25 protein-coding genes are annotated in these 26,772 nt (G+C 68.1%); 18 read left to right on the top strand and 7 right to left on the bottom strand.

Going from position 1 to position 26,772, the window contains the following annotated elements:
* Window positions 1-32 precede the first annotated feature (32 nt).
* Both BME24068_RS07640 and BME24068_RS07635 read left to right on the top strand, forming a co-directional pair.
* Window positions 33-1,505 carry an NAD-dependent succinate-semialdehyde dehydrogenase gene (locus BME24068_RS07640; RefSeq protein WP_174925652.1) on the top strand — a complete coding sequence of 491 codons (1,473 nt, stop codon included), beginning with the start codon at window positions 33-35 and terminating at the stop codon, window positions 1,503-1,505.
* An 80-nt stretch (window positions 1,506-1,585) separates the two neighbouring features.
* On the top strand, window positions 1,586-2,674 hold the full coding sequence (locus BME24068_RS07635; RefSeq protein WP_174925651.1) for an aldose epimerase family protein: 1,089 nt from the start codon (window positions 1,586-1,588) through the stop codon (window positions 2,672-2,674).
* Window positions 2,675-2,870: 196 nt separating this feature from the next.
* Here BME24068_RS07635 and BME24068_RS07630 read toward each other — a convergent pair whose 3' ends face one another.
* The 3 genes from BME24068_RS07630 to BME24068_RS07620 are packed head-to-tail and all read right to left on the bottom strand — an operon-like array spanning window position 2,871 to window position 6,079.
* Entirely contained in the window at window positions 2,871-4,055 is a 1,185-nt protein-coding gene (locus BME24068_RS07630; RefSeq protein ID WP_174925650.1) for a porin, read from the bottom strand.
* A gap of 54 nt (window positions 4,056-4,109) precedes the next feature.
* Complete coding sequence (locus tag BME24068_RS07625) at window positions 4,110-4,904, bottom strand: ABC transporter substrate-binding protein (RefSeq protein WP_096504642.1); 795 nt, start codon at window positions 4,902-4,904, stop codon at window positions 4,110-4,112.
* Window positions 4,905-4,957: 53 nt separating this feature from the next.
* Complete coding sequence (locus tag BME24068_RS07620) at window positions 4,958-6,079, bottom strand: M20 aminoacylase family protein (protein ID WP_420887525.1); 1,122 nt, start codon at window positions 6,077-6,079, stop codon at window positions 4,958-4,960.
* 194 nt (window positions 6,080-6,273) lie between these two features.
* Here BME24068_RS07620 and BME24068_RS07615 point away from each other — a divergent pair, with 194 nt between their 5' ends.
* The 3 genes from BME24068_RS07615 (at window position 6,274) to BME24068_RS07605 (ending at window position 8,884) form a co-directional block, all read left to right on the top strand.
* Complete coding sequence (locus BME24068_RS07615) at window positions 6,274-7,236, top strand: LysR substrate-binding domain-containing protein (protein ID WP_096504830.1); 963 nt, start codon at window positions 6,274-6,276, stop codon at window positions 7,234-7,236.
* A gap of 206 nt (window positions 7,237-7,442) precedes the next feature.
* Entirely contained in the window at window positions 7,443-7,718 is a 276-nt protein-coding gene (gene frmR, locus BME24068_RS07610; protein ID WP_096504646.1) for a formaldehyde-responsive transcriptional repressor FrmR, read from the top strand.
* A 56-nt stretch (window positions 7,719-7,774) separates the two neighbouring features.
* The gene (locus BME24068_RS07605; RefSeq protein WP_096504648.1) at window positions 7,775-8,884 is read left to right on the top strand and encodes an S-(hydroxymethyl)glutathione dehydrogenase/class III alcohol dehydrogenase; all 1,110 of its coding nucleotides are present in this window, start codon (window positions 7,775-7,777) and stop codon (window positions 8,882-8,884) included.
* A gap of 201 nt (window positions 8,885-9,085) precedes the next feature.
* On the opposite strand, the gene BME24068_RS07600 is transcribed toward BME24068_RS07605, so the two are convergent.
* Together BME24068_RS07600 and BME24068_RS07595 are read right to left on the bottom strand one after the other, a co-directional pair.
* Window positions 9,086-10,279 (bottom strand): NnrS family protein, encoded by a 1,194-nt coding sequence (locus BME24068_RS07600; RefSeq protein WP_096504650.1) that lies wholly within the window; start codon window positions 10,277-10,279, stop codon window positions 9,086-9,088.
* Window positions 10,280-10,452: 173 nt separating this feature from the next.
* Entirely contained in the window at window positions 10,453-11,478 is a 1,026-nt protein-coding gene (locus BME24068_RS07595; protein WP_174925648.1) for an AraC family transcriptional regulator, read from the bottom strand.
* A 354-nt stretch (window positions 11,479-11,832) separates the two neighbouring features.
* Between BME24068_RS07595 and BME24068_RS07590 the strand changes: the two genes are divergently transcribed.
* The 7 genes from BME24068_RS07590 to BME24068_RS35490 all read left to right on the top strand — a co-directional run bounded on the left by BME24068_RS07590 (window position 11,833) and on the right by BME24068_RS35490 (window position 20,287).
* Window positions 11,833-13,080, top strand: a complete 1,248-nt coding sequence (locus tag BME24068_RS07590; protein WP_174925647.1) for a dienelactone hydrolase family protein — start codon at window positions 11,833-11,835, stop codon at window positions 13,078-13,080.
* A gap of 48 nt (window positions 13,081-13,128) precedes the next feature.
* Window positions 13,129-13,917 carry an SDR family oxidoreductase gene (locus BME24068_RS07585; RefSeq protein WP_174925646.1) on the top strand — a complete coding sequence of 263 codons (789 nt, stop codon included), beginning with the start codon at window positions 13,129-13,131 and terminating at the stop codon, window positions 13,915-13,917.
* A 65-nt stretch (window positions 13,918-13,982) separates the two neighbouring features.
* A complete protein-coding gene (locus tag BME24068_RS07580) occupies window positions 13,983-15,230 on the top strand; it encodes a styrene monooxygenase/indole monooxygenase family protein (protein ID WP_174925645.1) in 1,248 nt (415 codons plus the stop codon).
* Entirely contained in the window at window positions 15,227-15,742 is a 516-nt protein-coding gene (locus BME24068_RS07575; RefSeq protein ID WP_174925644.1) for a flavin reductase family protein, read from the top strand. The genes BME24068_RS07580 and BME24068_RS07575 overlap by 4 nt, the downstream gene beginning before the upstream one ends.
* 45 nt (window positions 15,743-15,787) lie before the next feature.
* A complete protein-coding gene (locus tag BME24068_RS07570) occupies window positions 15,788-16,747 on the top strand; it encodes a SphA family protein (RefSeq protein WP_174925643.1) in 960 nt (319 codons plus the stop codon).
* 623 nt (window positions 16,748-17,370) lie between these two features.
* The gene (locus BME24068_RS07565; RefSeq protein WP_174925642.1) at window positions 17,371-18,579 is read left to right on the top strand and encodes an AAA family ATPase; all 1,209 of its coding nucleotides are present in this window, start codon (window positions 17,371-17,373) and stop codon (window positions 18,577-18,579) included.
* A 1,030-nt stretch (window positions 18,580-19,609) separates the two neighbouring features.
* The gene (locus BME24068_RS35490; protein WP_420887524.1) at window positions 19,610-20,287 is read left to right on the top strand and encodes a cobaltochelatase CobT-related protein; all 678 of its coding nucleotides are present in this window, start codon (window positions 19,610-19,612) and stop codon (window positions 20,285-20,287) included.
* Window positions 20,288-20,326: 39 nt separating this feature from the next.
* Here the strand turns inward: BME24068_RS35490 and BME24068_RS07555 are convergent, their stop codons facing one another.
* Window positions 20,327-20,788: a GNAT family N-acetyltransferase gene (locus BME24068_RS07555; RefSeq protein ID WP_174925640.1), complete on the bottom strand. Its 462-nt coding sequence runs from the start codon at window positions 20,786-20,788 to the stop codon at window positions 20,327-20,329.
* Window positions 20,789-21,107: 319 nt separating this feature from the next.
* Here BME24068_RS07555 and BME24068_RS07550 point away from each other — a divergent pair, with 319 nt between their 5' ends.
* From BME24068_RS07550 to BME24068_RS07530, 5 genes are all read left to right on the top strand, one after another.
* Window positions 21,108-22,193 (top strand): extracellular catalytic domain type 1 short-chain-length polyhydroxyalkanoate depolymerase, encoded by a 1,086-nt coding sequence (locus tag BME24068_RS07550; RefSeq protein ID WP_174925775.1) that lies wholly within the window; start codon window positions 21,108-21,110, stop codon window positions 22,191-22,193.
* 430 nt (window positions 22,194-22,623) lie between these two features.
* The gene (locus BME24068_RS07545; RefSeq protein WP_239007699.1) at window positions 22,624-22,971 is read left to right on the top strand and encodes a hypothetical protein; all 348 of its coding nucleotides are present in this window, start codon (window positions 22,624-22,626) and stop codon (window positions 22,969-22,971) included.
* Window positions 22,968-23,171 carry a hypothetical protein gene (locus BME24068_RS07540; protein WP_096504692.1) on the top strand — a complete coding sequence of 68 codons (204 nt, stop codon included), beginning with the start codon at window positions 22,968-22,970 and terminating at the stop codon, window positions 23,169-23,171. The genes BME24068_RS07545 and BME24068_RS07540 overlap by 4 nt, the downstream gene beginning before the upstream one ends.
* 503 nt (window positions 23,172-23,674) lie before the next feature.
* Window positions 23,675-23,968: an antibiotic biosynthesis monooxygenase family protein gene (locus BME24068_RS07535; RefSeq protein ID WP_096504694.1), complete on the top strand. Its 294-nt coding sequence runs from the start codon at window positions 23,675-23,677 to the stop codon at window positions 23,966-23,968.
* Between the two features lie 23 nt (window positions 23,969-23,991).
* A complete protein-coding gene (locus tag BME24068_RS07530; RefSeq protein WP_174925639.1) occupies window positions 23,992-24,726 on the top strand; it encodes an ABC transporter substrate-binding protein in 735 nt (244 codons plus the stop codon).
* 94 nt (window positions 24,727-24,820) lie between these two features.
* Here BME24068_RS07530 and BME24068_RS07525 read toward each other — a convergent pair whose 3' ends face one another.
* Complete coding sequence (locus BME24068_RS07525; RefSeq protein ID WP_174925638.1) at window positions 24,821-25,771, bottom strand: LysR substrate-binding domain-containing protein; 951 nt, start codon at window positions 25,769-25,771, stop codon at window positions 24,821-24,823.
* Between the two features lie 140 nt (window positions 25,772-25,911).
* On the opposite strand from BME24068_RS07525, the gene BME24068_RS07520 reads away from it, so the two are divergent.
* A complete protein-coding gene (locus BME24068_RS07520) occupies window positions 25,912-26,757 on the top strand; it encodes an HTD2 family dehydratase (RefSeq protein WP_174925637.1) in 846 nt (281 codons plus the stop codon).
* Window positions 26,758-26,772 lie beyond the last annotated feature (15 nt).

The following is a 26,772-nucleotide window of genomic DNA, read 5'->3' as shown; positions in this document are numbered from 1 at the left end:
GCCCGCCGAACCACCTCATACAAGGATCAGTCATGCCGCTTACGCCATCCCGAACCGAACTCGTTCGTACCGCCAACCTGATCGACGGCGCGTGGCGCGATGCGCTCGACGGCCGTCGCTTCGCGGTCACCGATCCGGCGACGCTCGATGCCGTCGCCGACGTGCCCGACAGCGGCTCCGCCGACGCCCGCGCCGCCACCGACGCAGCCGCACGCGCGCTGCCCGCCTGGCGCGCGACGCCCGCGCGCGAACGCGCGGCGATCCTGCGCGCGTGGCATGCGGCGATCGTCGCGCATACCGACGATCTCGCGAAACTGATGTCGCGCGAACAGGGCAAGCCGCTCGCCGAAGCACGCGGCGAAGTCGCATACGGCGCGTCGTATGTGCTGTGGTTCGCCGAGGAAGCGACGCGCACGTACGGCGACCTGATTCCGCAGCAGCAGCGCGGCAAACGGCTGAGCGCGGTCAAGGAGCCGATCGGCGTCGTCGCCGCGATCACGCCGTGGAATTTCCCGCTCGCGATGATCGCGCGCAAGATCGCGCCCGCGCTCGCGGCCGGCTGCACGGTCGTCGCGAAGCCGGCGGAGGATACGCCGCTGACCGCGCTCGCGCTGGCCTTCCTCGCCCACGAAGCCGGCGTGCCGCCCGGCGTGCTGAACATGATCGCCGCATCGCGCGAGCGCGGCGTCGAGGCGGTGGCCGACTGGCTCGCCGACGGCCGCGTGCGCAAGATCACGTTCACCGGATCGACGCCGGTCGGCAAGCTGCTCGCGCGCGAATCGGCCGCGACGCTGAAGAAGCTGTCGCTGGAGCTCGGCGGCAATGCGCCGTTCATCGTGTTCGACGATGCGGAGCTCGACGCCGCGGTCGACGGGCTGATGGCCGCGAAGTTCCGCAACGGCGGCCAGACCTGCGTGTCGCCGAATCGCGTGTACGTGCAGGCCGGCGTGTACGACGCATTCGCCGCGAAGCTCGCCGCACGCGTCGCCGCGCTGAAGGTCGCACCGGCGACCGACCCGGCCGCGCAGATCGGCCCGATGATCAACGCGCGCGCGGTCGACAAGATCGCGCGCCACGTCGGCGACGCGATCGAGCGCGGCGCGCGCGTGCTGACGGGCGGCCGGCGCCTGCCCGAACTCGGCTCGAACTACTACGCGCCGACGGTGCTCGCCGACGCCACCGCCGACATGCAGCTCACCTGCGAGGAAACCTTCGGCCCGGTCGCCGCGCTGTTTCCGTTCGATACCGAGGACGACGCCATCGGCGCCGCCAACGACACGCCGTTCGGACTCGCCGCGTATTTCTACACGCAGGACGTGCGGCGGATCGCGCGCGTGTCCGCACGGCTCGAAACGGGCATCGTCGGCATCAACGAGGGCGCGCTCGCGAGCGAGGCGGCCCCGTTCGGCGGCGTGAAGGAATCGGGCTACGGCCGCGAAGGCTCGCGCTACGGGCTCGACGACTACCTGTCGATCAAGTACCTGTGCCAGGGCGGGCTCGACTGACCCGGCGCCGCCGTCCGCGCGGCTGCCGGCAACGCGCCGCGCCCGCCCACCGCATTCACCGCCCGCGATCGAACCTGCTCATGCCCATCGATACCGATTCCTCCCGCCCGGCATCCGGCGTCGCCCGCACGCCTTCCGAACCGTGGGGCACGCTGCCCGGCGGCGACCCGGTACGGCGCTACACGCTGCGCAACGCGCACGGGATGCGCGTCGTCGTCAGCGATCTCGGCGCGACCGTCGTGTCGTGGCTCGCACCTGACCGCGCCGGGCACTTCGCCGATATCGTCCTCGCGCACGACACGCCGGCCGACTATGTCGGGTCGGGCACCTACTTCGGCGCGACGGTCGGCCGCTGGGCGAACCGGATCGCGGGCGCACGCTTCACGCTCGACGGAATCGACCACGCGCTCGATCGCAACGAGCACGGCAATCTGCTGCACGGCGGCGCAAGCGGCTTTCACCGTGCGCGCTGGGACGTGATCGACGATCGCGGCGGGCTGACGCTGCGGCTCGATTCGCCCGAGGGCGATGCGGGGTTCCCCGGCAACGTGAGCGTAGAGGTGCGTTACACGCTCGACGACGACGGCACGCTGACGATCGACTATGCGGGACGAACCGATGCGCCGACGCCGCTGAACCTGACGAATCACAGCTACTTCAACCTGAGCGGACGCGCGGGCAGCGACGTGCGCGGCCATCTGCTGCAGATCGACGCCGATGCGTTCGTCGAAGTGGACGATGCGCTGATCCCGACCGGCACGGCCGACGTGACGGGCACCGCGTTCGATTTCCGGCAGAGCGCGCCGCTCGGCGCCCGCCTCGACTGGCCGCATGCGCAGCTCGCGCGCGGACGCGGCTTCGATCACTGCTATGTGCTGCGCGATTACGGGCACGGCGTGCGGCCCGTCGCATCGATCTACGATCCGGAAAGCGGCCGAGAGCTTGCGGTATCGACGGATCAGCGCGGGTTGCAGCTTTATACGGGCAACTATCTGGACGGCGTGCGCACGAGCGGCGGCGTGTCGTGTGTGCAGCATGCGGCGCTGTGCGTCGAAGCCGGGTTCTTTCCGAACCAGGTCAACATGGATGCGTTGCGCGACGAAACGATCCTCGGCCCGGGCGAGACCTATCGCCAGACGACGCGGTATCGGGTCGGCATTCGCGGGTAGCGGATGCGTCGGGCGGCCGCCGGTTGCGCGCGGCGCGCCCGTTGCGGAATGGCAGGCAACGCACGCGTTCCTTGCGCATGCGCCGCCTGATACGCCATGTGCCGAAGTTCGACCTCTCGAATCACCTCAGCCTGCGATCCCGAGATCGACCGGGCCCGCGCCGGAACATGACGGCGTCCGTCCCCGCCCGACTCCGTCAGAACCTGTGACGGATCCCCGCATGCACCATCAGTTGCTTCGATGTCGACGACAGGTCGGCCGCCCCCGGGATATACGCCTGGTCGAGCGACGAGCCGGTCGCATCGCCGGCGATGCGCTGGTATGCGCCCATCAGATAGACGTCGGTCCGCTTCGACAGGTTGTAGTCGGCCATCAGCCCGAGCGAATGGATCTTCGGTGTCGCGCTGCCCGTGGTGGCGTCGTAACGCACGGTCGTATACACGTACTGCGCACCGACGAAGAACGCCGGCGTGAACTGATACTTGCCGTTCACTTCGAAGTTCTGATACTTGATCGCCGTGACCGTGCCGCCGGCGAGCGGCCCCGTGACGGGCTCGATCGTCTCGTCGCCGAACAGATAGCCGACGTTCGCAGTGGGCCGCGTGACGTTGCTGTTCGTATACGCGAACCCGAGCGTCGCCGGCCCGGCCGTATAGTTGATGCCCGCGCCGAAGATCCGCAGCCGCGCCGACGCGAAGTTCGCATCCGCCCCCACCGACCCCGAACCCGCGATCGCGCCGCCGGCCGTCGCGCCCGGGTTGTCCGCGTTCAGGAACGCCGCGCCGACCAGCAGGCCGCCCTGCTCGTACTGCGCGCCGACGCTCCACTGCCGGTTGTTCGCGAAGCCGGTGTCGTTGCTGAAGCTGTACGTGCCGCCAAACGAGAAGCCGGCAAAATCCGGGCTCGCATACTTGACCGTGTTGTTCACGCGAAACGTGTTGCCGGTGTTGTCGTTGTCGAGCGGATGCGAGAACGGATAGACGCCCCAGCTGCCGTTCGCGGTGGTCGGCGCGAGATAGTCGACCACCGAATCGTATTGGCGGCCGAGCGTCAGCGTGCCGAAGCGCGTGCTGCCGAGCCCGACGTAAGCCTGCCGCCCGAACATGCGGCCGCCCTGCGCGAGCGTGCCGCTGTTCACGTTGAAGCCGTTCTCGATCTGGAACAGCGCACTGTAGCCGCCGCCGAGATCTTCGGTGCCCTTCAGCCCCCAGCGGCTGCCTTGCGCGAAGCCGCTCGCCATCTGCCACGCGCCGTGGCCGCCGACGTTGTTCGTGTAGTCGATACCGGCATCGACCACCCCGTAAAGCGCGACGCTGCTTTGCGCAAAGGCCGGCGCCGCACAGAGTGCCGGCATCGCGACGAGAAACAATCTCCAGTTCATTCGTTTTCCTTATTGATATATTGAGCGCTACCACCCGATGTGCCGTCGTGCCGCTTATTTCGCGCCGTAGATGTCGAAGTCGAAGTACTTGCGGTTGATCCGCTGATACGTGCCGTTCGCGAGGATCGTCGCCAGCGCGCGATTGAACGCGTCGCGCAGGTCGGTGTCCTGCTTGCGCAAGCCGAGGCCGTCGCCCTGCCCGAAGTACTTCGCGTCGTCGATCGCCGCGCCGACGAACGTGAAGTCCTTGCCCTGCGGCTTTTTCAGGAAGCCGTCGCTGGCCGCGATCGACGCCTGGAACGCCGCGTCGAGCCGCCCGGTCACGAGGTCGGCATACACCTGATCCTGGTTCTGGTACGACTCGATCTGCACGCCGGCCGGCTGCCAGTTCGCGATCGCATAGTCGGCCTGCGCGGAGCCCTGCTCGACGCCGACGCGCTTGCCCTTCAGCGCCGCCGCCGTCGGCAGCAGCGGCGAACCCTTGCGCGCGATCAGCCGGGCCGGCGCATTCGAGATCCGGTTCGTGAACGCGATCTGCTGCATCCGCTTCGGCGTGATCGTCATCGACGACGCGATCACGTCGAACTTGCGCGCGAGCAGCCCCGGAATCATCCCGTCGAAGCTCGATTCGACCCACACGCAACGCGCATGCAGTTCCGCGCACAACGCGTTCGTGATGTCGATTCCGAAGCCCGTCAGCGTGCCGTCGGGCTGCTTGTATTCGAGCGGCGGATACGTCGGATCGACCGCGAGGCGGATCTCCTTGCCCGTCCAGTCGCCCGCGTGCGCGGCCCCCGCCATCGTCGTTGCCGTCAGCGCCACCGCGAGCGCCGCCATCCACTGTTTCATTGCCCGTCTCCTTGTTTCCGTCGTTGAAAGTAATTCGAATGCGTTTGCCCGGCTCACGCGAGGTAGCGCTCCGCGAGCGCGATCCAGTAGCTCGCGCCGGTCGCGAGGCACGCGTCGTTGAAGTCGTATCCCGGGTTGTGCAGCCCGCAGCCGGCGGCACCGTCGCCGTTGCCGATCGACAGGTAGCTGCCCGGGCACGCGTTCAGCATGAACGCGAAATCCTCGCTCGCCGCGATCGGCCGCAGATGCGCAATCAGCGCGTCGTCGCCGCCCCATTCCCGCGCCACGTCTCGCGCGAACGCGGTTTCCGCCGCATGATTGACGAGCACCGGATAGCCGTGGCGATAGTCGATCTCGGCCGTCGCGCCATAGCTGTCGGCCTGGCCGTGCACGATCGCGCGGATGCGCCGTTCGAGCAGCGCGCGCACGTCCGGCGACAGCGCCCGCACGCTCAGTTCGAGATCCGCATGCGGCGCGATCACGTTCGATGCGGTGCCCGCGTGGATCGAGCCGGTCGTGACGATCGCGAGGTCCTGCGGATTCACGTTGCGCGATACCACGGTCTGCAACGCCATCACGATCGACGCGCACACCACCACCGGATCGATCGTCGTGTGCGGGGCCGCGCCGTGACCACCGCGCCCCGCGACGCGCACCCGCACCTCGTCGGCCGACGCCATCGCCGGGCCGTCGCAGAAGCCGAGCACACCGGCCGGCAGCCCCGGCACGTTGTGCATCGCGAACACGGCATCGCACGGGAACTGCGCGAACAGCCCGTCGTCGATCATCCGCTTCGCGCCGCCGAGCCCTTCCTCCGCCGGCTGGAAAATCAGGTTCAGCGTGCCGCTGAAGCGCCCGCGTTCGGCGAGGCACCGGGCGGCGGCGAGCAGCATCGCGGTATGGCCGTCGTGGCCGCACGCGTGCATCACGCCGTCGTGCCGGCTCGCATGCGGCAGCCCGGTCGTCTCGCGGATCGGCAGCGCGTCCATGTCCGCGCGCAACCCGAGCCGTTTGCCGGCGCCGCGCGCGAGCGTGCCGACCACGCCGGTGCCGCCGAGACCGCGCGTCACCCGATAACCCCACGTTGTCAGGCAGCCGGCGACGAGTTCGCTCGTCGCGTGTTCGTCGAAACCGAGCTCCGGATGCGCGTGCAGCCGCCGGCGCAGCGCGATCATCTCCGTCTCGATGGCCGCCATTTCTGGCGCAATGCGTTCTCGATCCAACCCCGATACTCCTCGATGCGTTCTGGTTTGCCGATTGCCGAATGGCAGATCGTGGCGGGATCGTATGCAGCGAAAATGCCGTCGAACAGTCGCAGTTTCGTTATGATGACAACCTTTCGTTGTCGGGTTTCGTCCCGTTTCGCACCATGAGCACGATCAAGCTGCATCAGTTGCAGGCACTCGTCGCGAGCGCGGAGGCCGGCAGCATCCGCGGCGCCGCGCGCACGCTGGGGTTGTCGCAGGCGGCCGTCACGCGCGCGCTGCGCGAGCTGGAGGCGAGCGAGCGCCTGCCGCTGCTGGTGCGCGCGCCGGAAGGCATCGGCTTCACCGAATACGGCAAGACGCTGCTCACGCACGCGAAGCTCGTGCTCAAGCAGCTCGAGCACGCGCAGAGCGATCTGGAACGGATGCGCGGCCGCGTCGAGGGGCGGCTGAGCGTCGGTGTCACGCCGTGGCTCACGATGACGTTTCTCGCGGAAACCGTGCTGCGGTTTCGCGAGCGGATGCCCGACGTGCGCCTCGAACTCTACGAGGCGCTGATGGCCGTCGCCCAACCGCTGCTGCGCGACGGCAGCATGGATTTCGCGCTCGGCCACGTGCAGCCGGGCAGCAGCGCGCAGGAATTCGCGTTCGAGCCGCTGCTGCGCTACGGCACGTCGGTGATGGTGCGCGCCGGGCATCCGCACGAGCGCGCGAAGTCGGTGCACGCGTTGCTCGATTGCGACTGGGTGCTGAATTCGTCCGCCGACGGGCAGGCCGCGCTCGTCGACTATCTGTTCACGCGGCACGGCGCGCAGATCGACGAACGGCGCATCGTGCGCGCGCAGTCGGTCGCGATCCTGCAGACGATGCTCGAACAGGCCGGCATGTGCACGTGGTGCCCGACGATCCTCGCGGCGGTGCGGCCGTTCGGCGAGCGGATGCGCGTGCTGCCGCTGAAGGAGACGTTCGAGCCGAGCGAGCTCGGGATCGTCACGCGCCGCAGCAGCACGCTCGGCGACGCGGCACGCTGCTTCATCGACTGCCTGCTGCAGGTGATCCGGCGGCACGCACGCTCGGCGCGCGGCGAGGATCTGGCGCTGTTCCGCACGCTCGAGCTGTTGATCTGACGATGAACGACACCGGCCACGGCGGCGCCGCCGCAAAAACCGCGCATCGGTTGCGCCGGCGGCTACCCGCCCGTTACCTGCCGGTACCTGCCGGCCGGCCGCCGCCTTTTCGGCCGGCGCCCGCCACGCTGCCCCGGGAACGCCCCCGTATACCTCCGCGCCGCCTTGTTCTATACTACCCCCCAGTATCAGGAAGCCACGACACCATGCCGCATTCCCCCGAAGAAAAGAAACGCGTTTTGACCCGCGTGCGCCGCGTTCGCGGGCAGCTGAACGCGCTCGAGCAAGCGCTCGAGGAGGGCGCGGACTGTGGCCCGGTCCTGCAGCAACTGGCTGCCATCCGCGGCGCGATCAACGGGGTCATGGCCAACGTGCTGGAAAGTCACTTGCGCGAGGAATTCACCCAGCTCGCGGACGCCCCGCGGCCCGCTTCCGGATCGATCGACGAAATCGTCACCCTCGTTCGGTCCTACTTGCGTTGACCGAGGCGAAATCGTCGACGTAACGCTCCATTCGGTGTTTTTTTAACAGGATTGCCATGAAATCACGTGCTGCTGTTGCGTTTGAGGCGGGTAAGCCGCTGCAGATCGTCGAGATCGATGTCGAGCCGCCCCGCAAGGGCGAAGTGCTGATCAAGATCACCCATACGGGCGTCTGTCACACCGACGCCTTCACGCTGTCGGGCGACGATCCGGAAGGGCTCTTTCCTGCCGTGCTGGGCCATGAAGGCGCCGGCATCGTCGTGGAAGTCGGGGAAGGCGTGACCAGCGTGAAACCCGGCGACCACGTCATTCCGCTGTATACCGCCGAATGCGGCGAATGCCTGTTCTGCAAGAGCGGCAAGACCAACCTGTGCGTGTCGGTGCGTGCCACCCAGGGCAAGGGCGTGATGCCCGACGGCACCACGCGTTTCAGCTACAACGGCCAGCCGATCTATCACTACATGGGCTGCTCGACGTTCAGCGAATACACCGTCGTCGCCGAAGTCTCGCTCGCGAAGATCAACCCGGACGCGAACCCCGAGCAGGTCTGCCTGCTGGGCTGCGGCGTCACGACCGGCCTCGGCGCGGTGAAGAACACCGCCAAGGTGCAGCCGGGCGACTCGGTGGCCGTGTTCGGCCTCGGCGGCATCGGTCTCGCCGTGATCCAGGGTGCGAAGCTCGCGAAGGCCGGCCGCATCATCGCGGTCGATACCAACCCGGGCAAGTTCGACCTCGCACGCGTGTTCGGCGCCACCGACTGCGTGAACCCGAAGGACCATCAGGAGCCGATCCAGCAAGTCATCGTCGGGATGACCGGCTGGGGCGTCGACCACAGCTTCGAGTGCATCGGCAACGTGAACGTGATGCGTGCCGCGCTCGAATGCGCGCACCGCGGCTGGGGTCAATCGGTCGTCATCGGCGTCGCGGGCGCCGGCCAGGAAATCTCGACGCGCCCGTTCCAGCTCGTCACCGGCCGCCGCTGGCTCGGTACCGCGTTCGGCGGCGTCAAGGGCCGCTCCGAATTGCCGGGCATGGTCGAGGACGCGATGGCCGGCACGATCCAGCTCGCGCCGTTCGTCACGCATACGAAGCCGCTCACCGGCATCAACGAAGCGTTCGACCTGATGCACGAAGGCAAGTCCATCCGGACCGTCGTGCATTTCTGACACACGCGCAACGAGGCCGGCCCGGTCGCGGCAACCGGTCTCCTTGCGTGACGCCGCCGGCAAGCCCTCGCGCTGGCCGGCGGCGCTGCATGTCCGCACCCGCCTCGCTCGGGCCGATCACGGTCATCGTCGTGCCGTCCGGCGCACGACGTCCTCCGCACCCGCTCTCCCCGCCTCTGCCTGACCGGCGACGCTCCGTCGTCAATCCCGGCGACCATCGGCGCGCGGCGCCAGCAGGAACGGCGCGTAGTGCACCGTGTACGCGAGAAACGCGACGATCCAGCATGCCCCCGACGCATCGAGCCAGACGCCATACGGCACCCCCGGGACGAGCGGCCCGAACACGCGGATGACGCCCGCGCCGATCACCAGCCAGTAGCACAGCTGCTCCCACGGGCCCGCGACGAGCATGCGCCCGGTGTGGCCGAGCGCCGTGCGGGTGATCATCGCGACGATCGCGCCGCCGATCGCACCGACGGTCAGCGCGTGCACGGCCAGCGAATGCGCGAGCACGCCCGCGAACGACAGTGCGAGCAGCACGAACCCGACCGGCATCCACAGGCAGGACACGTGCAGGATCCACACGATCGGCCGGTTGCCGACGCGCCACGAATGCCATCCGGCAAGGCGCCATGCATGCAGCAGCGCGGTGACGAGCGCGGCGGCGATCAACAGCGTGCCCGGCGCGCCGAGCGCGTCCGCGAACAGCGTGAATGCGACCGCGGGCGCGGCGAGCGCATCCACGATCCTGAAGCGGCGAATTTTGAAACCGGGGATCGCATTCATCGTGAACATCGGCACGATGCGGCCGGTGATCACCGCGACGAAGAACACGACCAGCCCCGTCGCCGCATAGGCCGCGCGCAGCGCGAGATCCGGGCGCCCCGTCATCACGCACGCATGGAACAGCGCGTTGAGCGCGCCGAACGCCAGCAGTGCGATCGGCAGGAACACGTTGCGCCGGTTCTGCGCGGCAATCAGCACGCGCAGCAGCACGAGCGCCGTCACCGGCAGGAACAGCGAATCGACGACGGCCGCGAGCATCGGCGGCCCCGACCAGACGAGCACGCGCCCGGCCAGCCACCCCAGCCACAGCGCCGCGAGCGCGGGGCCGCGCAGCGTCTCGCGCGAGGTCCAGGCGCGCACGGCGGTCAGCAGGAAGCCGACGACGATCGCCGCGACGAAGCCGAAGATCATCTCGTGCACGTGCCACATCAGGCCCGTCATCGCACCCGTGCGGCCGGCGACGGGCATCCCGTGCCAGGCCGCGAGCCATAGGGCCATCGCGATGCTCGCGAACAAGGCTCCGGTCAGGTAGAACGGCCGCAGGCCGAGCTGCAGCAACGGCAGCGTATCGGGCGTCGAGGGTGCCCGCATCGGTTCGCTGATTTTCATGTGCGTCTCCGGCGACTGGGGATGACGTCATTCATCCTAGCGCCGTGACGCGTGCGATGGGGCGTGCCCCTACGCGCAGAGGTGGCATCGTCCGCGTTCGTGATCTGCGTCAAGCTCGCGCTTCACGCGTGTGCCACACTTTCAGCCATGAGCCTGCGTCGACGTTGCCGCCGTCAGTTGCGCACGCGCCGCATTCTCAGCGTCGCCGACGGCGATTCCCCGAACGCGCGCTTGTATTCGATCGCGAACCGCCCGAGGTGCGCGAACCCCCATTTCAGTGCGACGTCCGTCACCGACGCGAGCCCCGGTGTCGCGTCGTCGCGCAGTTCGTCGCGCACACGTTGCAGCCGCAACTGGCGCACGAACGCCATCGGCGTGATGCCGTGACGGTTGCGGAACCTCGCGAACAGCGTGCTCGGGCTGACGCCGGCGAGTTCGGCGAGCCGTTCGATCGTCAGCGGTTCGTCGAGATGCGCACGGACGTACTCCTCGACGCGCCGCACATAGAACGGCGCGAGCGGCGCCGGCGCGGGGCGCATGCCGTTGCGCGCGGTATTCGGATGGCCGTACAGCAACAGGTTCAGCAGCGTCGATTCGAGCTGCTCGAACGCGAGCGGATGACGCAGCGGATGCCCGTCGGTTGCGATCGCGTCGGCCAGCATCGGCAGCATTTGCGCGAGGCACGCACCCTGCGGCGAAGACAAGCCGAATGCCGGCTCGAACTCGACCGGCACGCGCCGGTCGTCGCCGAAATGCCGCTGTGCATGCCGCTCCATCACCTCGCGCTCGATGCGCAGGATCGCTTGCGGGCACGCCTCGCCCCACCGCATCCGCAGCGACAACGTCGGCGACAGCAGCGACGCGGTGTCGGGCGACGACACGAAGCGCGTGGCGCCGCACTCGATCTCCGCATCGCCGCGCAGCGGCATCTGCAACAGATAGAAATGCTCGAGCGGCCCCGGTTCGATCGATACCTCGCCGCCGTAGTCGAGCAGATTCAATGACAGATTGCCCCAGCGCGCATGGTGCATGCGGCTGTGCAGCGCGCGCGAATCGCCGGTCAGCGTGAGTCGATGCGGCTTGAACACATCCGCCACGCGCGCGCGCACCTCGTCGAGATCGTTCGACTGCAGCAGCAGCGTGTCGCGATTGAAACAGGCGGCGTCACCCAGCCAGCCCGTTCCGGAAAATTGCCCCATCGATGTTCTCCCGTCGTGCTCGATCGCACTTGCGCTGTGCGCGCATTCCCGATTCCCGGGAATGCGCCCGCACGATCCGGATAGCGCCCGGAGTATCCGGACAGTCCGCCTCGTTACACTACGCAAGCCCTGCGTACCTCATGCAAGAAGCGGACCGTTCGCGCATCGTAGAAAACTGTACGGGACTTCCGCATCCGCACATACCCGCAGTGCGCCGCGTTCCGGCCCCGGCGCGGCAGGCCGAACCGCAGGTTTCCGGAATTCGCGGATACCGGCCGAAGAAAGCGGATAGAAGCGCGCGTTTCGTCCGCCAATACTGGGGCCATGCAAGCCACGAACAGAATGGAGGGACACATGAAAGGACATCACATCGAGATCATGTCGCCGGACGGCGGCACGTTTCGCGCCTACCTGAGCGTGCCGGCCGCCGGCAAGGGGCCCGGCATCGTGCTGTGCCACGAGATCTTCGGCGCGAACGCGACGATGCGGGACGTGGCCGACTATTACGCGGAAGAAGGCTACACGGTGCTCGTGCCCGACCTGTTCTGGCGCCAGTCCCCCGGCATCGAGCTGGGCGACTCCGCCGCCGACTTCGAGCGCGCGATGGCGCTGTACCGCGAGTACGACGAAAACAGCGGGGTCGAGGACATCGGCGCGGCGCTCGCCGTGCTCACGCAGCGCCCCGAATGCACCGGCCAGGCCGGCGTGCTCGGCTACTGCCTCGGCGGCAAGCTCGCGTACCTGGCCGCGTGCCGGCTGCCGGGCGTGGCCGCCGCGGTCAGCTATTACGGCGTCGGGATCGAGCACGCGCTCGACGAAGCGTCGCACCTGCGCGGGCGGCTCGTGCTGCAGATCGCCGCGCAGGACCGCTTCTGCCCGCCCGACGCGCAGCAGCGCATCGTCGCCGCGCTGTCCGGCCGCGACGGCGTCGAAGTGTATGTCTACCCGGGCGTCGACCACGCATTCGCGCGCATCGGCGGCTATCATTTCGACAAGGCGGCTTCGGTGATGGCGCACCAGCGCGCGATTGCCGCATTCCGCGCGGCGCTCGGCCCGCATTACGATCTGTCCGCACTGTGGGAAGAACACCTGCGGCACGAATTCGACACGCGCAACGTCGACGCGACGATGGCCACGATGGTCGCGCAACCTTACGTGAACCACATCCCGACGCTGACGGGCGGCGTCGGCTACGACGAACTCAAGCGCTTCTACACGCATCACTTCGTGCATGCGAATCCGCCCGACACGACGATCACGCCGATCTCGCGCACGGTCGGCGCGAGCCAGATCGTCGACGAACTGCTGTTCTGCTTCACGCACACGACCGAGATCGACTGGATGCTGCCCGGCGTCGCGCCGACCGGCAAGCGCGTCGAGATCCCGCTCGTCGCGATCGTCAAGTTTCGCGGCGACAAGCTCTATCACGAACACATCTACTGGGATCAGGCGAGCGTGCTCGTGCAGATCGGCCTGCTCGACACGGCCGGCCTGCCCGTCGCCGGCGTCGAAACGGCGCGCAAGCTGCTCGACGAAACCGTGCCGTCGAACGGGCTGATGGGCCGCTGGCGCGACAGCGCGCAATCGCCCGACGCAGGCTGAACGCGCACCGCCCTCAACCGACGACACACAAGCATCAGGAGACACTCCATGACAACCCTTGCTGGCAAAGTCGCCATCGTCACCGGCGGCGCCACGCTGATCGGCGCCGCCGTCGCGCAGGACCTGAGCCGCGCCGGCGCGTGCGTCGCGATCCTCGATCTCGATGCGCAGAACGGCGCGCGCGTCGCCGCTTCCCTCGGCGAGCGCGGGATGTTCGTCGCGACCGACATCACCGACGACCGTGCGATCGAACACGCGGTATCGGCCGTCGCCGAGCGCTTCGGCGCGGTCGACCTGCTGATCAACCTCGCATGCAGCTACGTCGACAACGGCATCCAGGCCACGCGCAACGACTGGCTCGCCGCGATGGACGTCAACGTCGTCTCGGCGGCGATGATGGCGAAAGCCGTGCATCCGTACCTGACGCGCCGCGGCGGCGGCGCGATCGTGAATTTCAGCTCGATCTCCGCGCAATGCGCGCAAACCGGCCGCTGGCTGTACCCGACGTCGAAGGCCGCGATGCGCCAGCTCACCCGCAGCATGGCGATGGATCTGGCCGCCGACCGGATTCGCGTGAATTCGGTGTCGCCGGGGTGGACGTGGTCGCGCGTGATGGACGAGATGACGCACGGCGACCGCGCGAAAACCGATCGCGTGGCCGCGCCGTTTCACCTGCTCGGGCGCGTCGGCGACCCGTCGGAAGTCGCGCAGGTCGTCACGTTCCTGTGCAGCGACGCGGCGAGCTTCGTGACCGGCGCCGACTATGCGGTGGATGGCGGTTACTCCGCGATGGGCCCCGAACAGGCCGTACCGGCTATTCCGCGCCTGGCGGAATAGCCGCCAGCCCCATCTCGCGGTTCACGTTCCGCCCCATGTAATTCGTTCTACCAAGGATTTTCATCATGAAACGCATCGCCATCGTCGGTGCAGGCCAGTCCGGCCTGCAACTCGCCTTCACGCTGCTCGACCAGGGTTATCACGTCACGCTCGCGACCAACCGCGACGCGGAGCAGATCCGCGCCGGCAAGGTCATGTCGAGCCAGTGCATGTTCCATACCGCGTTGCAGATCGAGCGCGACCTCGGCCTGAACGAATGGGAAGAGGCGTGCCCGTCCGTCAACGGCATCGGCATCGCGGTGCCGCATCCGGACGGCAACGGCCGCAAGGCGATCGACTGGTCGTCGCGCCTGACCCGCTACGCACAGTCCGTCGACCAGCGCGTGAAGATGGCCGACTGGCTCGACGCGATCGGGCGGCGCGGCGCGGACGTGCGCATCTGCGACGTCGGCGTGCCCGAGCTCGAGGAGTTGGCGCGCAGCCACGATCTCGTACTGCTCGCCGCCGGCAAGGGCGAGATCGTCAACCTGCTCGGCCGCGACGACGCGCGCAGCGCGTTCGAGCGCCCGCAGCGCGCGCTGGCCCTCACCTACGTGAAGGGCATGACGCCGAGCCAGCCGTATTCGCGCGTGCGCTTCAACCTGCTGCCGGGCATCGGCGAATACTTCGTGTTCCCCGCGCTGACCACGACCGGCCCGTGCGAGATCATGGTGTTCGAAGGCATCCCCGGCGGCCCGCTCGACTGCTGGGCCGACGTGAAGACGCCGGAGCAGCATCTCGACCGGAGCCTGTCGTTCCTGCAGCAGTACGTGCCGTGGGAATTCGAGCGCTGCCGCGACGTCGAGCTCACCGACCCGAACGGCACGCTGTCCGGGCGCTTCACGCCGACGGTGCGCAAGCCGTTCTTCCGCCTGCCGTCGGGCCGCACCGTGTTCGGCATGGCCGATGCGGTGGTCGTCAACGATCCGATCACCGGCCAGGGTTCGAACAATGCGGCCAAGTGCGCGAAGGTGTATGGCGACGCGATCCTCGCGCGCGAGGCGGCGCCGTTCGACGAAGGCTGGATGCACGAGACGTTCGAACGTTACTGGGCCTATGCGCAGCACGTCGTGCGCTGGACCAACTCGCTGCTGACCCCGCCGCCGCCGCACGTGCTCGAACTGCTCGGCGCGGCCGGCCAGTTGCCGTCGCTCGCCCGGACGATCGTCGACGGCTTCGACGATCCGCGCCGGTTCTCGCCGTGGTGGTTCGATCCATCGGCCTGCGCCGCGCTGATCCGCGAGCACGCCGCACGTGCGGAGCAGGCGCGATGATGACGACCGCTTCCGGCCATCCCGCCATCGACCCGATGCAATTGCGGGCCGCCTTCGGGCAGTTTCCGACCGGTGTCACCGTGATCACCACGCGCGCCGCCGACGGACGCAAGGTCGGCCTCACCGCCAACTCGTTCTCGTCGCTGTCGCTCGACCCGCCGCTCGTGCTGTGGAGCCTGCGCAAGCTCGCGCCGAGCCGCCCGGATTTCGTGGCGGCCACGCACTTCGCGATCAACGTTCTCGCGCACGACCAGATCGCGCTGTCGCGCCGCTTCGCGACCCCGAGCGCCGACAAGTTCGACGGCGTGCCGCACGTGGACGCGGATTCGGGCGGCGTGCCGTGCCTCGACGGCGCGAGCGCGCGTTTCGTGTGCCGTCACGTCGGCCATTACGAAGGCGGCGATCACCTGCTGTTCATCGGCCGAATCGAGCAGCTCGACGTGTTCCGCAAGCCGCCGCTCGTCTTCCATGCGGGCCAGTATCGGGCGATCTCGGATCATCCCGATCTTTAACGCGCGTTTTGATTAGTTATACAAATAAATAGCCAGGAGGTGGTGATGAAGAAATGCAGCTCTCGCCTGCTCGCGATCGCGGGCCTCGTGTTCGCCGGCATCGCCGGCCAGGCACCGGCCCATGCGACCGACCTGCCGTCGGTCAACCTGGGGATGACGAGTTTTCTCGACGGGATGCCGCCGGCCGGCTCCGGCTGGTACGGCACGCAGTACTTCGAGTACTACACGGCCGGCCGCGTCAACGACAACGCGGGCAACAAGGCCGGGCTGCCGAAGCAGGACATCGATCTGTTCGCCGGGCTGAGCCAGCTCGTCTACCAGTCGCCGCTGACGTTCCGCGGCATGCATCCGGGGCTCGACGTGATCCTGCCGTGGGTGGCGTCCGTGCATACCAACGACGGGATCGGCAACGTCGCGCTGAATTCGCGCGCCGGGTTCGGCGACCTGCTCGTCGGCCCGTTCATCCAGTTCGATCCGGTCATGGGCTCGCAGGGGCCGCGCTTTGCGCAGCGCGTGGAGTTCCAGTTCATCGCGCCGACCGGCGCCTACGATCCGGCCCGCGCGATCAATCCGGGCAGTCATTTCTGGTCGTTCGATCCGTACTGGGCCGCGACGTTCTGGGTCACGCCGAAGTGGACCGTGTCATGGCGGCTGCACTATCTGTGGAATGCGACCAACCATGAACCGGCGAGCGCGCTCGGGTCCGACGTGAGCTCGACGCAGGCCGGCCAGGCCGTGCATGCGAACTTCGCGACCGAGTACGAGGTGCGGCCCGGCCTGCGGCTGGGGCTCAACGGCTACTGGCTGCGCCAGACCACCGACATGAAGGCGAACGGGCAGGACGTATCGGGCACGCGGGAAGCCGTGCTCGCGATCGGGCCCGGCGCGATGGTCAGCTTCTCGCCGCAGGATCACCTGCTGTTCAACGCGTATTTCGAGGTCTATGCGCGCAACCGGCCGCAGGGCACGCGGATGGTGCTGCGCTACGTGCATCACTTTCAGTGATGTGCGAACCCGGCCGGGCTCGTCCGGCGAATGAAACGCATCCTGCCGGCGCGGGGCGGTAGATGTCCCGGCCCGCGATCGGGTCGGCCCCGGGTGCACGGATGCTCCGCGATTCAGGATTGGCAGCAGGGGGCCGCCCGCGCGGGCAGTGGACTACGGCGGTATCCAGGGTCGCGCTGGTTGCCGTTTGCATCGTGCTGGCCGCGTGGTGGCGCAATGATGACGCGAATGCCCGAGGCCGGGCGGCGCCGTTGATCTGACCGAACTCGAAAGTCATCCGTTTCATCGCAACGATCGAGGTAATTCGGGCGAACCTCGCGCCGTATGTCACCTTCCAGCCACCGCCCCGGGAACGGCATTCGCCGCGATCGGCGTCGATCGCGCCCTGCTGGACCACCCGAGCCGCCATTCCCGAGCGTCGCCCCCGGCCGGACCCGACATCGATCCGATGCGATACAGTACGGAGAATGCCCCGGGGACGGGACGCTCCGGTTCGCCGCTCGCGCATTTCGTGGCATCCGGCCGGCACGGCCCGCGCGGTCGGTATCCAGCGCAGCCGGCGCCGTCTGCCGAACGCTGACGCCCGCGACCGCCGATTCCGCCGCCCCTTTTTGCTCTCGACCATGAACGCAACCGCTGACAACGCACCTTCCGCCCCGTCGGTCCTCGGCGTCTATCGGCAACCGGCGGATCCGTCCGCCGGACAATGGGTCGTCAGCCGCTCCGAGCGCGCGCACATGTTCCGCATCCAGCATCACCGGCCCGACGGCAGCACGTCGGTCGATACGGTCGTCGATGCGGACAACCTCGACGCGAAGCTGCGCAAGTGGCACCACGAAGGTTTCGTCCGTCGCGACGAAAACGACGGCGACCGCGTTACCCCGGCCCTTCGCGAAGGCTTCATGCACGACCTGCGCCGCGCGCGTGCTGCCCGGCCGGCCGCGTCGCGGCACGCGGCAAACACCGTGCCGGTCGGCGGCGTGCCGATGCCGCGCGGCCCCGGCGGCCCGCTCGTTCCGCCGCGCAATCCCGCTTACCTGTTCACCGCCCGCGCATCCGGCGTGCTCGAAGACGTCGTCGAGAATCGCCGCATCCTGCTGATCGGTCATACGGGCACCGGCAAGACGAGCCTGATCGAACAGGCCGCCGCGCAGGCCGGTCACGGCGTGTTGCGCTCGAACATGAACGGCCAGACCACGGTGGGCGACTTCGTCGGCTTCTGGACGGTCAAGGGCGGCGAAACGATCTGGGTCGACGGCGTGCTGCCGGCCGCGATGCGCGAAGGGCTGTGGCTGATCGTCGACGAGATCGACTTCGCGGAGCCGGCGATCCTCGCGGTGCTGACCGCCGTGCTCGAACCGGGCGGCCGCCTGCTGCTGAAGGAGAAAGGCAACGAGATCGTCGTCCCGCATCCGTCGTTCCGGCTGTTCGCGACCGCGAACGCGGTCGGCGCGATGGGGCAGTTCCGGCATCTGTACCAGGGCGCGAACTTGATGAACGAGGCGTTTCTCGATCGCTGGCGCGTGTACCACATCGATTACCTGCCGCCGCGCGACGAGGCGCAGGTGCTGCAGCAGACGTTCGGCCCACGCATGTCCGCCGCGATGGCCGCGACGCTGGCGGCGATCGCCGCCGATTGTCGCGCGGCGTTCGTCCGCGAGGATCTCGCCAGCGCGTTCTCGACCCGCCGGCTGCTCGACTGGGCCGAACTGATGCTGCGCACCGGCGATCCGGAATCGGCCGCGGGGCCGACGATCTATGCGAAGGTCGGCCCGGAAGACGCGGCGTTGATTCGCAGCATCGTCCGCCACCACATCGATTTCGAGGCGTGACGCGATGGACCGGGACGACGACGCGCGCTCGGTTCACCTGACGCGGCTCGCGCGCACGCTGTCGCAACGGCACGGGATCGACGTGCGCTTTGCAAGCCACGGGCCGCTGCTGCAGCGCGACCGGCTCGTGCTGCCCGACACGCTGCTCGACGGCGCCATCGACGACGACGCGATCACCGGCTTCGTCGATCTCCACGCGGCCCGCACGCGCTTCAGCGCGATCGCGTCCGTGGCCGCGCTGACGTCGCCCGTCGTGCAACGCATCGCGCAGGCGATCGACGACCGGCGTGCGGCCGGGCGCCTCGTGGCGCTTTATCCCGGCGCACAGCGATTCCTGATCCGGATGCGTGCGGTATCCGCCGCCGACACGCTGCGCGGATGGCCGAAGCTCGCATGGCGCGACAAGCTGCTGTGGCGCATCGAACGCGCGTTGTGGGACGAGCCGCCGACCGCCACCGAGCACGTGCCGTCGCTCGACGCGACCGTCGCGGCAACCGCCGATCTCATCGTCGAAGCACGTGCGTCGACGTCGACTTCCGACAGCATCGGGGCCGCGCGACGGATCGTGGCACGCGTTCGCGCGCTCGCATCGGCCGGCGCCAACACCATGATGTTCACCGCCGATCCGGGCAGCACGCTCGACAGCGACGCGATCGCCGCCGAGTTCGACGCGGACGAACCCGGCGCGTCGGACGACGCACGCGCGCCCGCCGCCGCCGACTCCGCAGCCGGCGTGATCGCCGAAACGGTGTCGTCATCCGACACACCGGCGCAAGGCGACGCGGCGCCCGGCACGATCCGGCTGTCCGAGGAGAACCGGCCGCTCCTCTCGATTCCGCTGACCACGGCCTTCGATACGGTGACGGACTTCACCGGCAAGGGCGAACCGGCACGCTGGCATCGTCTGCGCGGCGCGGCGCGCGCGCAGACCGAGCCGCTGCGGATGCGGCTCGAACGCGCGTTGAAAGTCGACGAGCAGACGCACTGGAAACGCGAACAGGAACGCGGGCAGCTCGATCGCGCATCGCTCGTGCGCGTGGCGACCACGCCCGGCTATCGCACGCCGTTTCGCGTCACACGCGCGGCGCCCGGGCGCGACGCGGCGGTGAGCCTGCTGCTCGACTGCAGCGGCTCGATGGCCGGCCGGAAGATCGAACTCGCGACGCGCTGCGCGGCCGCGCTGTGCGATGCGCTGATGCAGCTCGGCTTCGCCTGCGAAGTGCTCGGCTACAGCTCCGTCGAGGATGCCGCGATGCGCGCGCATTACCAGCGCTGGCTCGACGGCGGCCGCGACACGTTCGGCTACAACCGCTTCGTCGAACGGCTCGACCTGCGCGTGTACAAGCGCTTCGATTCGGACAACCCGAGCGGGCTCGCCTGCATCGAATGCGGGCACGAGAACCCCGACGGCGAAGCGTTGAGCTGGGCCGCCGAACGGCTGCTGTCGAAGCGCGCGCGCCGCCGCATCCTGATGGTGCTGTCGGACGGCTACCCGGCCACCGGCGACGGCAACCCGGCGATCCTGCGCACCGACCTGCGTGCACGCGTCGATGCGCTGCGCGCACAGCGCGTCGAACTGATCGGCATCGGGATTCTCGACGATTCGGTGGAGTCGTTTTATCCGGTCAGCAGTGTCGTCGAGCAATTGAACGCGTTGCCGGGCGCGGCGTTCAGCGTGCTCAGCGACACGTTGCTGGATCGGCGCTGATCGGGCAGAGCGGGTCGGGTCGACGCACGCGCGTCCGCGCTACGCCGATACGAATGGGCCGGGCGCTCCCGGTTCCCGCACATAGTAGATATCCCATTCCGCTTCACCGGTCTGCACGAAGCCGTGCCGCCGATAGAAACGGTTCGATTCGCTGCCGCGCAACGCGCCGACGCGAACCGGCATCCGCTGCGCGTCGGCCTCCACGAAAATCTCGCGCAGCACGGCCTCACCGAGGCCCTTCCCCTGCTGCCCGGGCGCGATGTACAGATGATCGAGCAGCCAGTGATCGGCGTTCGGCCGCACCAGCACGAAGCCCGCACGCACGCCGTCGCATTCGACGAACCGGCACAACGCGGGATCGAACGACGCGAGAAACCGCTCACGCGCGCGCTGCGGATCGAAGCGTCCGATCCGCTCGAGGCTGTCGCGCATCGCGGCGATACGAATCGCGACGAGGGTGTCTGCGTCGGCTTGCGTCGTGGGGGAGAAAGTCAGGTTCATCGCGAGGCCGCTCGCTGGAGGTGCATGGAAAAAGACGAGCATACTGGTTCGGCGCGGCCCGCGGCAGGGTCGAATCGTTCATCGATACGTCACGGAACCATCGCACTCGCTACGAGCGACGCCTGCTAGCATGCCGCATGGCGGCTCCGGATCGCGCCGCTGCCGTAAAGATGTCGCGTTGCATGTCGTCGGCCGGCCGATCACGGGCGGGTCGTCCATGATCGGCGGTTTCGACACGGACGCTGCCCGCATTCGACTTCCATCCGACCGCCGGCTGTGCCGCATCCCGTGGCGCGAGCCGGCGGCACGAGATTCGTCCATGCCCAGGAAAAAATCCAGTCTCTGGCTACGGCCTTTCGATCTGCTTTCCGCCGCAACGAGCACGCGGCCCGGGAAGAAGCCTGCCAAACCGGCCGCGTCGGCCAAGCGAACGACCCAGCGCCCGGCAAGCACACCGGCGACGCGCCGCACGAGCCCGGCTCCCGCCGCACGGACAACGCCGAACCAGGCGCCCGGCACGTGGCTGCGCTCGTTCCATTCCGCCCGCCCGGCTGCCGGCCGCTTCGTCAACCATCTCGCGTACGGGCTGTATCTTCCCGTCGCGCCGGCGACGACCGTCGGCATGCCCGTCGTCGTGATGCTCCACGGCTGCAAGCAGACCGCCGAGTCGTTCGCCGCCGGCACGCGCATTTGCCGCATCGCGGAGCGCGCCGGGTTTGCCGTACTGTTTCCCGAACAGGCGAAGACCGCCCATTCGCATCGCTGCTGGAACTGGCATGGCGATGCAGCGCATTCGGAAGCGCCGGCGATCGCGTCGCTGATCGATGCGGTCGTGCGGGAGCGCGGGTTCGATCGCGACCGTGTGTATCTGGCCGGGATGTCAGCCGGCGCGGGGCTGGCCGCGCGGCTGGCGATCGAGTGTCCTGCCCTGTTCGCGGCCGTCGGCCTGCACTCCGGCCCGGCCATCGCGCCGCCGTTGTCGACCATGGCCGCGATGAGCCTGATGCGGCGCGGGCTGCGCGACGATCCGGTACAGGTGGTCGACACATGCGTCGACGTTCGTGCGTATCCGGGCATGCCCGCGCTCGTCATGCACGGCGGACTCGATACGGTGGTCGCCGAACAGAACGCGATGCAGCTCGGCGCGGCATTCGCGCGACTCAATCGGCTCGTCGACGAACACGGCGAGTTGCGCGTCGGCGAGCAACACACGTACGCGGATGACGGCGCCGAATACACCGACTATCTGCGTGGCGGCCGGGTGGTCGTGCGGGTCTGCATCGTTCGCCGGCTGGCGCACGCATGGAGCGGCGGCGATCCGCGCGAAGCGTTCCATTCGGCCACCGGGCCGGACGCGACCGCGATGTTCTGGAATTTCTTTCGGCGGCGGCGGCGCAAGCGGTGACAGGCTCAACTGCCGGAGGTACGTCGAGGCGTTCGACGTCAGCCCTTCGACGCCCGGAAGCATGTGCCCGACGATCGCCTCCCCTACCTCCCTCCGGCATCCCAACGCTGCAAGCTGAGTGCGGGCCGGACGACGTAGGTCGTGGGGCACCCAGTGCGTAACCGGCACGCGCGCCTCGGTCGGCCGCCGGCCCGAGTACGGTTGGCGCTCGTACACTGCTTGCTGAGGCACGCCGACCTAACAGGGTTGTCAGGTCCAGTGGCGCGGCGGGTGTGCGAAAATTGCGCGTTTAATCGCGAGAACGCTCCATGTCGTCGCCGACCTGCCCAACCTTTTCGCAAGCGTTTCAGGCCAATATGGCCGCGCTTCATATGCCTGTTCCAACTACCTTTTTGCGACATTGCAAACGTCGGTAGCCAGTGTCAGTACGATGACGGGCACCCTAAAGGCCCTCGGTCCCGACGCGACGGTTGGCGAAATGCTTGGCGCAACCACGATCCTGGAAAAGGCAGGCGTCGTCGGGTCGACTCTCGCGAGTGCCTACCTGGGCGCAATAGTCGGTAGCCTGATGGTCGCAACCGACTCGACATTGGCATGCGGCATCGGCAAACGCAACGCGAACATGTCGCTCGCCGTTGCGCAATGGGGTGCGCGCTACGGTCTGTACATTCACCCGTTCGTCATGGCGCAAATCCTGCGTCATCCCGAAGTGCTGGCACCCGGTCCGCATAGTTATTTGGGGCTGAAGGCAAATACGGCGATCCGGGGTGCGCGATGAAATGGATTGCTGATCGCCTGCTTCTCATCGGTACGGCGGTAATCTGTTTCGCCGTCGCTTGGGCCATCATCGCCGGAACCGGAGAATGGTTCCCCACCCTGATGATGGTGATCGCGTTCGCTACGCTGTGGGGCGATAACGCCCGCTTGCGCAAGCTACTCAAACAGAACGGCATCGATCCGCGCCAGCGCAAACGATAACCTCGCGCGCGCCCTCCGTGTCGGTCGGGCAGCCGATGCAGAACGGCACGGTAGCCGCTTGCTCGTCCGGCGCGGCATCTACGAGCACGTGCGGGATCATCTGGACCAGTGATTTGCCTTGCTGCGGTCGGGGCCGCCGTCGATGAATCGGGAGATGGGGCCGCTCGTCAACGCAAAGCAGCATGCGCGGGTTCGGCCCTCGTCGAGCGCGCGGAAGCCGGCGGCATAGAGGGTTTGAAGCATTGCCGCGCTTTACCGCGCTTAAAACCATCGCAATCAGGCACGACTGACAGCAGCGACACGCGCCGACCGGGATCCAGGCGATTCTCGCGGTGCCCGCCGCGCTGTCCTTGTCGCCGACTCATCGGGAAGGCGTGGCGTCGCGTTTGGCCTCGCGGAAACGCCCCCGCGATGCCGACTTCCGGTATCGTTGCCGTATGCGCCGCCACGGCGCGCGTCGCATCACGATCCGTTCGCAGCATTCAACCCGCATTGGAGCATTCATGATTCTGGAAATGGCATCGCTCGAAATCGATCCGTCGCAGGCCGAGCCGTTCGAGGCCGCGGTTCGCCAGGCACTTCCGTTGTTCGCCCGCGCGCGCGGCTGCGGCGGCGCCGAGCTGCATCGCGTGATCGAGCGCAGCGGCGGGTATCTGCTCGTCGTCAAGTGGAACACCGTCGACGATCACATGGTGCATTTCCGGGAGTCGGAAGACTTCCAGACGTGGCGGCAACTGGCCGGGCCGTTCTTCAAGAGCCCGCCGCAAGTCGTGCATACGGAAGTGGCTGTGCAATAACCGGCAATCGCCACGGAATCCTCATGACCGTCGACCCTTCCGTCCTCGCCGCATTCACCCCGACCGGCAAGCTGCGCGCGTCGATCAATCTCGGCAACCCGATCCTCGCGAACCGCGACCCGGCGACGGGCGAACCGTTCGGCGTATCGATCGATCTCGCGCGTGCGTTCGCCGAGCGCCTGTCGGCCGACCTCGCACTCGTGGTGTTCGACGCCGCCGGCAAATCGGTGCAGGCGCTGACCGAAGAGCGCGCCGACTTCGGCTTCTTCGCGGTCGATCCGTTGCGCGGCGAAACGGTGGCGTTCACCGAGCCGTACGTGCTGATCGAAGGCTTCTATCTCGTGCGCGACGATTCGCCGATCCGCGGCAACGCCGACGTCGACCAGCCGCACAACCGCGTGGCGGTCGGCAAAGGCAGCGCGTACGACCTGTTCCTCACGCGCGAACTGAAGGCCGCGCAGATCGTGCGCGCGCCGACGTCGCCGGCCGTCGTGCCGACCTTCGTCGAGCAGCAGCTGGAAGTGGCAGCGGGGGTGAAGCAGCAGCTCGAAGCCGACGCCGCGACAACCCCGGGCCTGCGCCTGCTCGACGAGCGCTTCATGGTGATCCGCCAGGCGATGGGCGTACCGAAGAGCCGTGGCGAAGCGGCTGCCGCTTTCCTCGGCGCGTTCGTCGAGGAGATGAAGGCGTCGGGTTTCGTGGCCGACTCGCTGCGCCGGCATGGCATTACGGGTGCGTCGGTCGCGCCGCTGCGCTGATCGGTGCATTGCCGTCGGCGGCCGGCCGTGGCGCGCGCCCCGGCGCCGCCCGACGCGGACCTGCCGTCGCCTGGCCAAGCCCTCATCCCCCGCATCACGACGGCGCGGCATCGTTCGCGCGCAGCGTGATGCCCGTCCACGTCCCGTTTGCGGACAGCTCGCCGATCAGCTCGACGATCGTCTGCCGCACGGCGAGCGTCGCGGAATTGACGGGTGACGTATTCGACCAGCACAGGCTGGCGGGCCGGCGAATCTCGGGTTCGACGATCCGGCGCATTTTCGGCCGGTTCGACGGTTCGCGCAGCGCCAGCGCCGACGCAGGCAGGATCGTGCAGGCATGGCCCGATTGCGCGAGCGAGATCAGCGTCGGCAGCGAATCGACATCCGCGATGATGTTCAGCGGCACCTCCTCGCGCGCGAACGTGCGCTCGAGCAGCAGGCGCAGCCCGTTCTGCACGCCCGGCGCGACGAGCGGTACGCCGGCGAGCGACGCGAGGCTGCAGGTCCGGCCGCGCGACGACACCGTGCCGCCCGGCTCGCCGAGCAGATGCAGCACTTCGTCGAACAGCGGCATCGCGGTCACGCCCGTCGTGTTCGATTCGCGGAACAGGATCGCGAGGTCGAGCCGCCCGTTCGCCAGCAGCTCGCTGATGAAGCCGCTCATGCTTTCGATGTACTGCAGGCGGATGCCCGGATAGCGTGCCCGCACGCGTTCGAACAGCGGCACCGCGAGGATCGACGTCATCGTCGTCGGAAAGCCCACCGCGACCGTGCCCGACTCGCTGCCCGCGCCTTCGCGCACTTCCTGACGCAGTTGCTCCATCTGACGGAGCACGAGCCGCGCATGCCGGTAGAGCGCCTGCCCGGCGGCCGTCGGCTTCACGCCCTGCGGGCTGCGCACCAGCAGCGTGACGCCGATGTCGCCTTCGAGCTTCGCGATCTGCTGGCTCAGCGACGGCTGCGCGACGAACAGTTTTTCTGCCGCTTTCCCGAGGCTCCCGTATTCAACGATGCTGACGAAATAGCGGAGCTGGCGGATATCCATGGCGGGTCGGTCGACGCGAAAGTCATAGGATACCCCTATGACCGGCACATTCAAACGGTATTTCCGCTGCGTCCGCGCTTCACCTAAAGTCACTTCAATCGAAATCGAATCAGCCGTCCCGACCGGCGATGGAGGTGACAATGAATGCAACCGGGTCGCATGCCAGCGACGATGCCAAACAGGTCCAGACCGACCTGATCGGTGCCGAACGTGCGGTGGCGTTCGCCGCCGCGCTCGATCATCCGATCGTTCCCGCCACCGGCGACGCGCTGCTGCCCGCGTGGCACTGGCTGTATTTCTGGTCGATTGCGCAGCAGTCCGAACTCGGCCCCGACGGCCATCCGCGCAAGGGCGGCTTCCTGCCCGATCTCGGGCTGCCGCGGCGCATGTGGGCCGGCGGACGGCTCACGTTCGAGCGCCCGCTGCTCATCGGCGAGCACGCGACGCGCACGTCGAGCGTGCTGTCGATCGAACGCAAGGAAGGGCGCACCGGCACGCTCGGCTTCGTCACCGTCGAGCACGTGATCGAATCCGCCGGTGAAGTCGCGATCCGCGAGGAACACGACATCGTCTATCGCGGCGCCCCCGCGCCCGGCGCCGCCGAGCCCGCGCCGAAGGCCGCGCCCGGCGACGCGCAATGGCAGCGCGACATCGCGCCGGACGAAGTGCTGCTGTTCCGCTATTCCGCGCTGACCTTCAACGGCCATCGCATCCACTACGACCGCACCTACGTGCGCGACGTCGAAGGCTATCCGGACCTCGTCGTGCACGGCCCGCTGATCTCGACGCTGCTGCTCGATCTCGTGACGCGCTCGCTGCCGGGCGCGACGGTCGCCGAATACGCGTATCGCGCCGTGCGGCCGACCTTCCTCGGCAACGCGTTCAGCGTGTGCGGCCGCGTCGCCGACGACGGCAAGACCATCGATCTCTGGGCGAAGGACCACGACGGCTGGCTGACCATGACCGCCCGCGCCACCCTCGCCTGACCCATTCCCACGATT

The sequence above is a fragment of the Burkholderia anthina genome, from assembly GCF_902498995.1.
In the GTDB taxonomy this organism is placed as follows: Bacteria; Pseudomonadota; Gammaproteobacteria; order Burkholderiales; family Burkholderiaceae; genus Burkholderia; species Burkholderia anthina.
The sequence above is the reverse complement of the archived record's forward strand: the minus strand, read 5'-3'. Positions and strand labels throughout refer to the sequence as shown.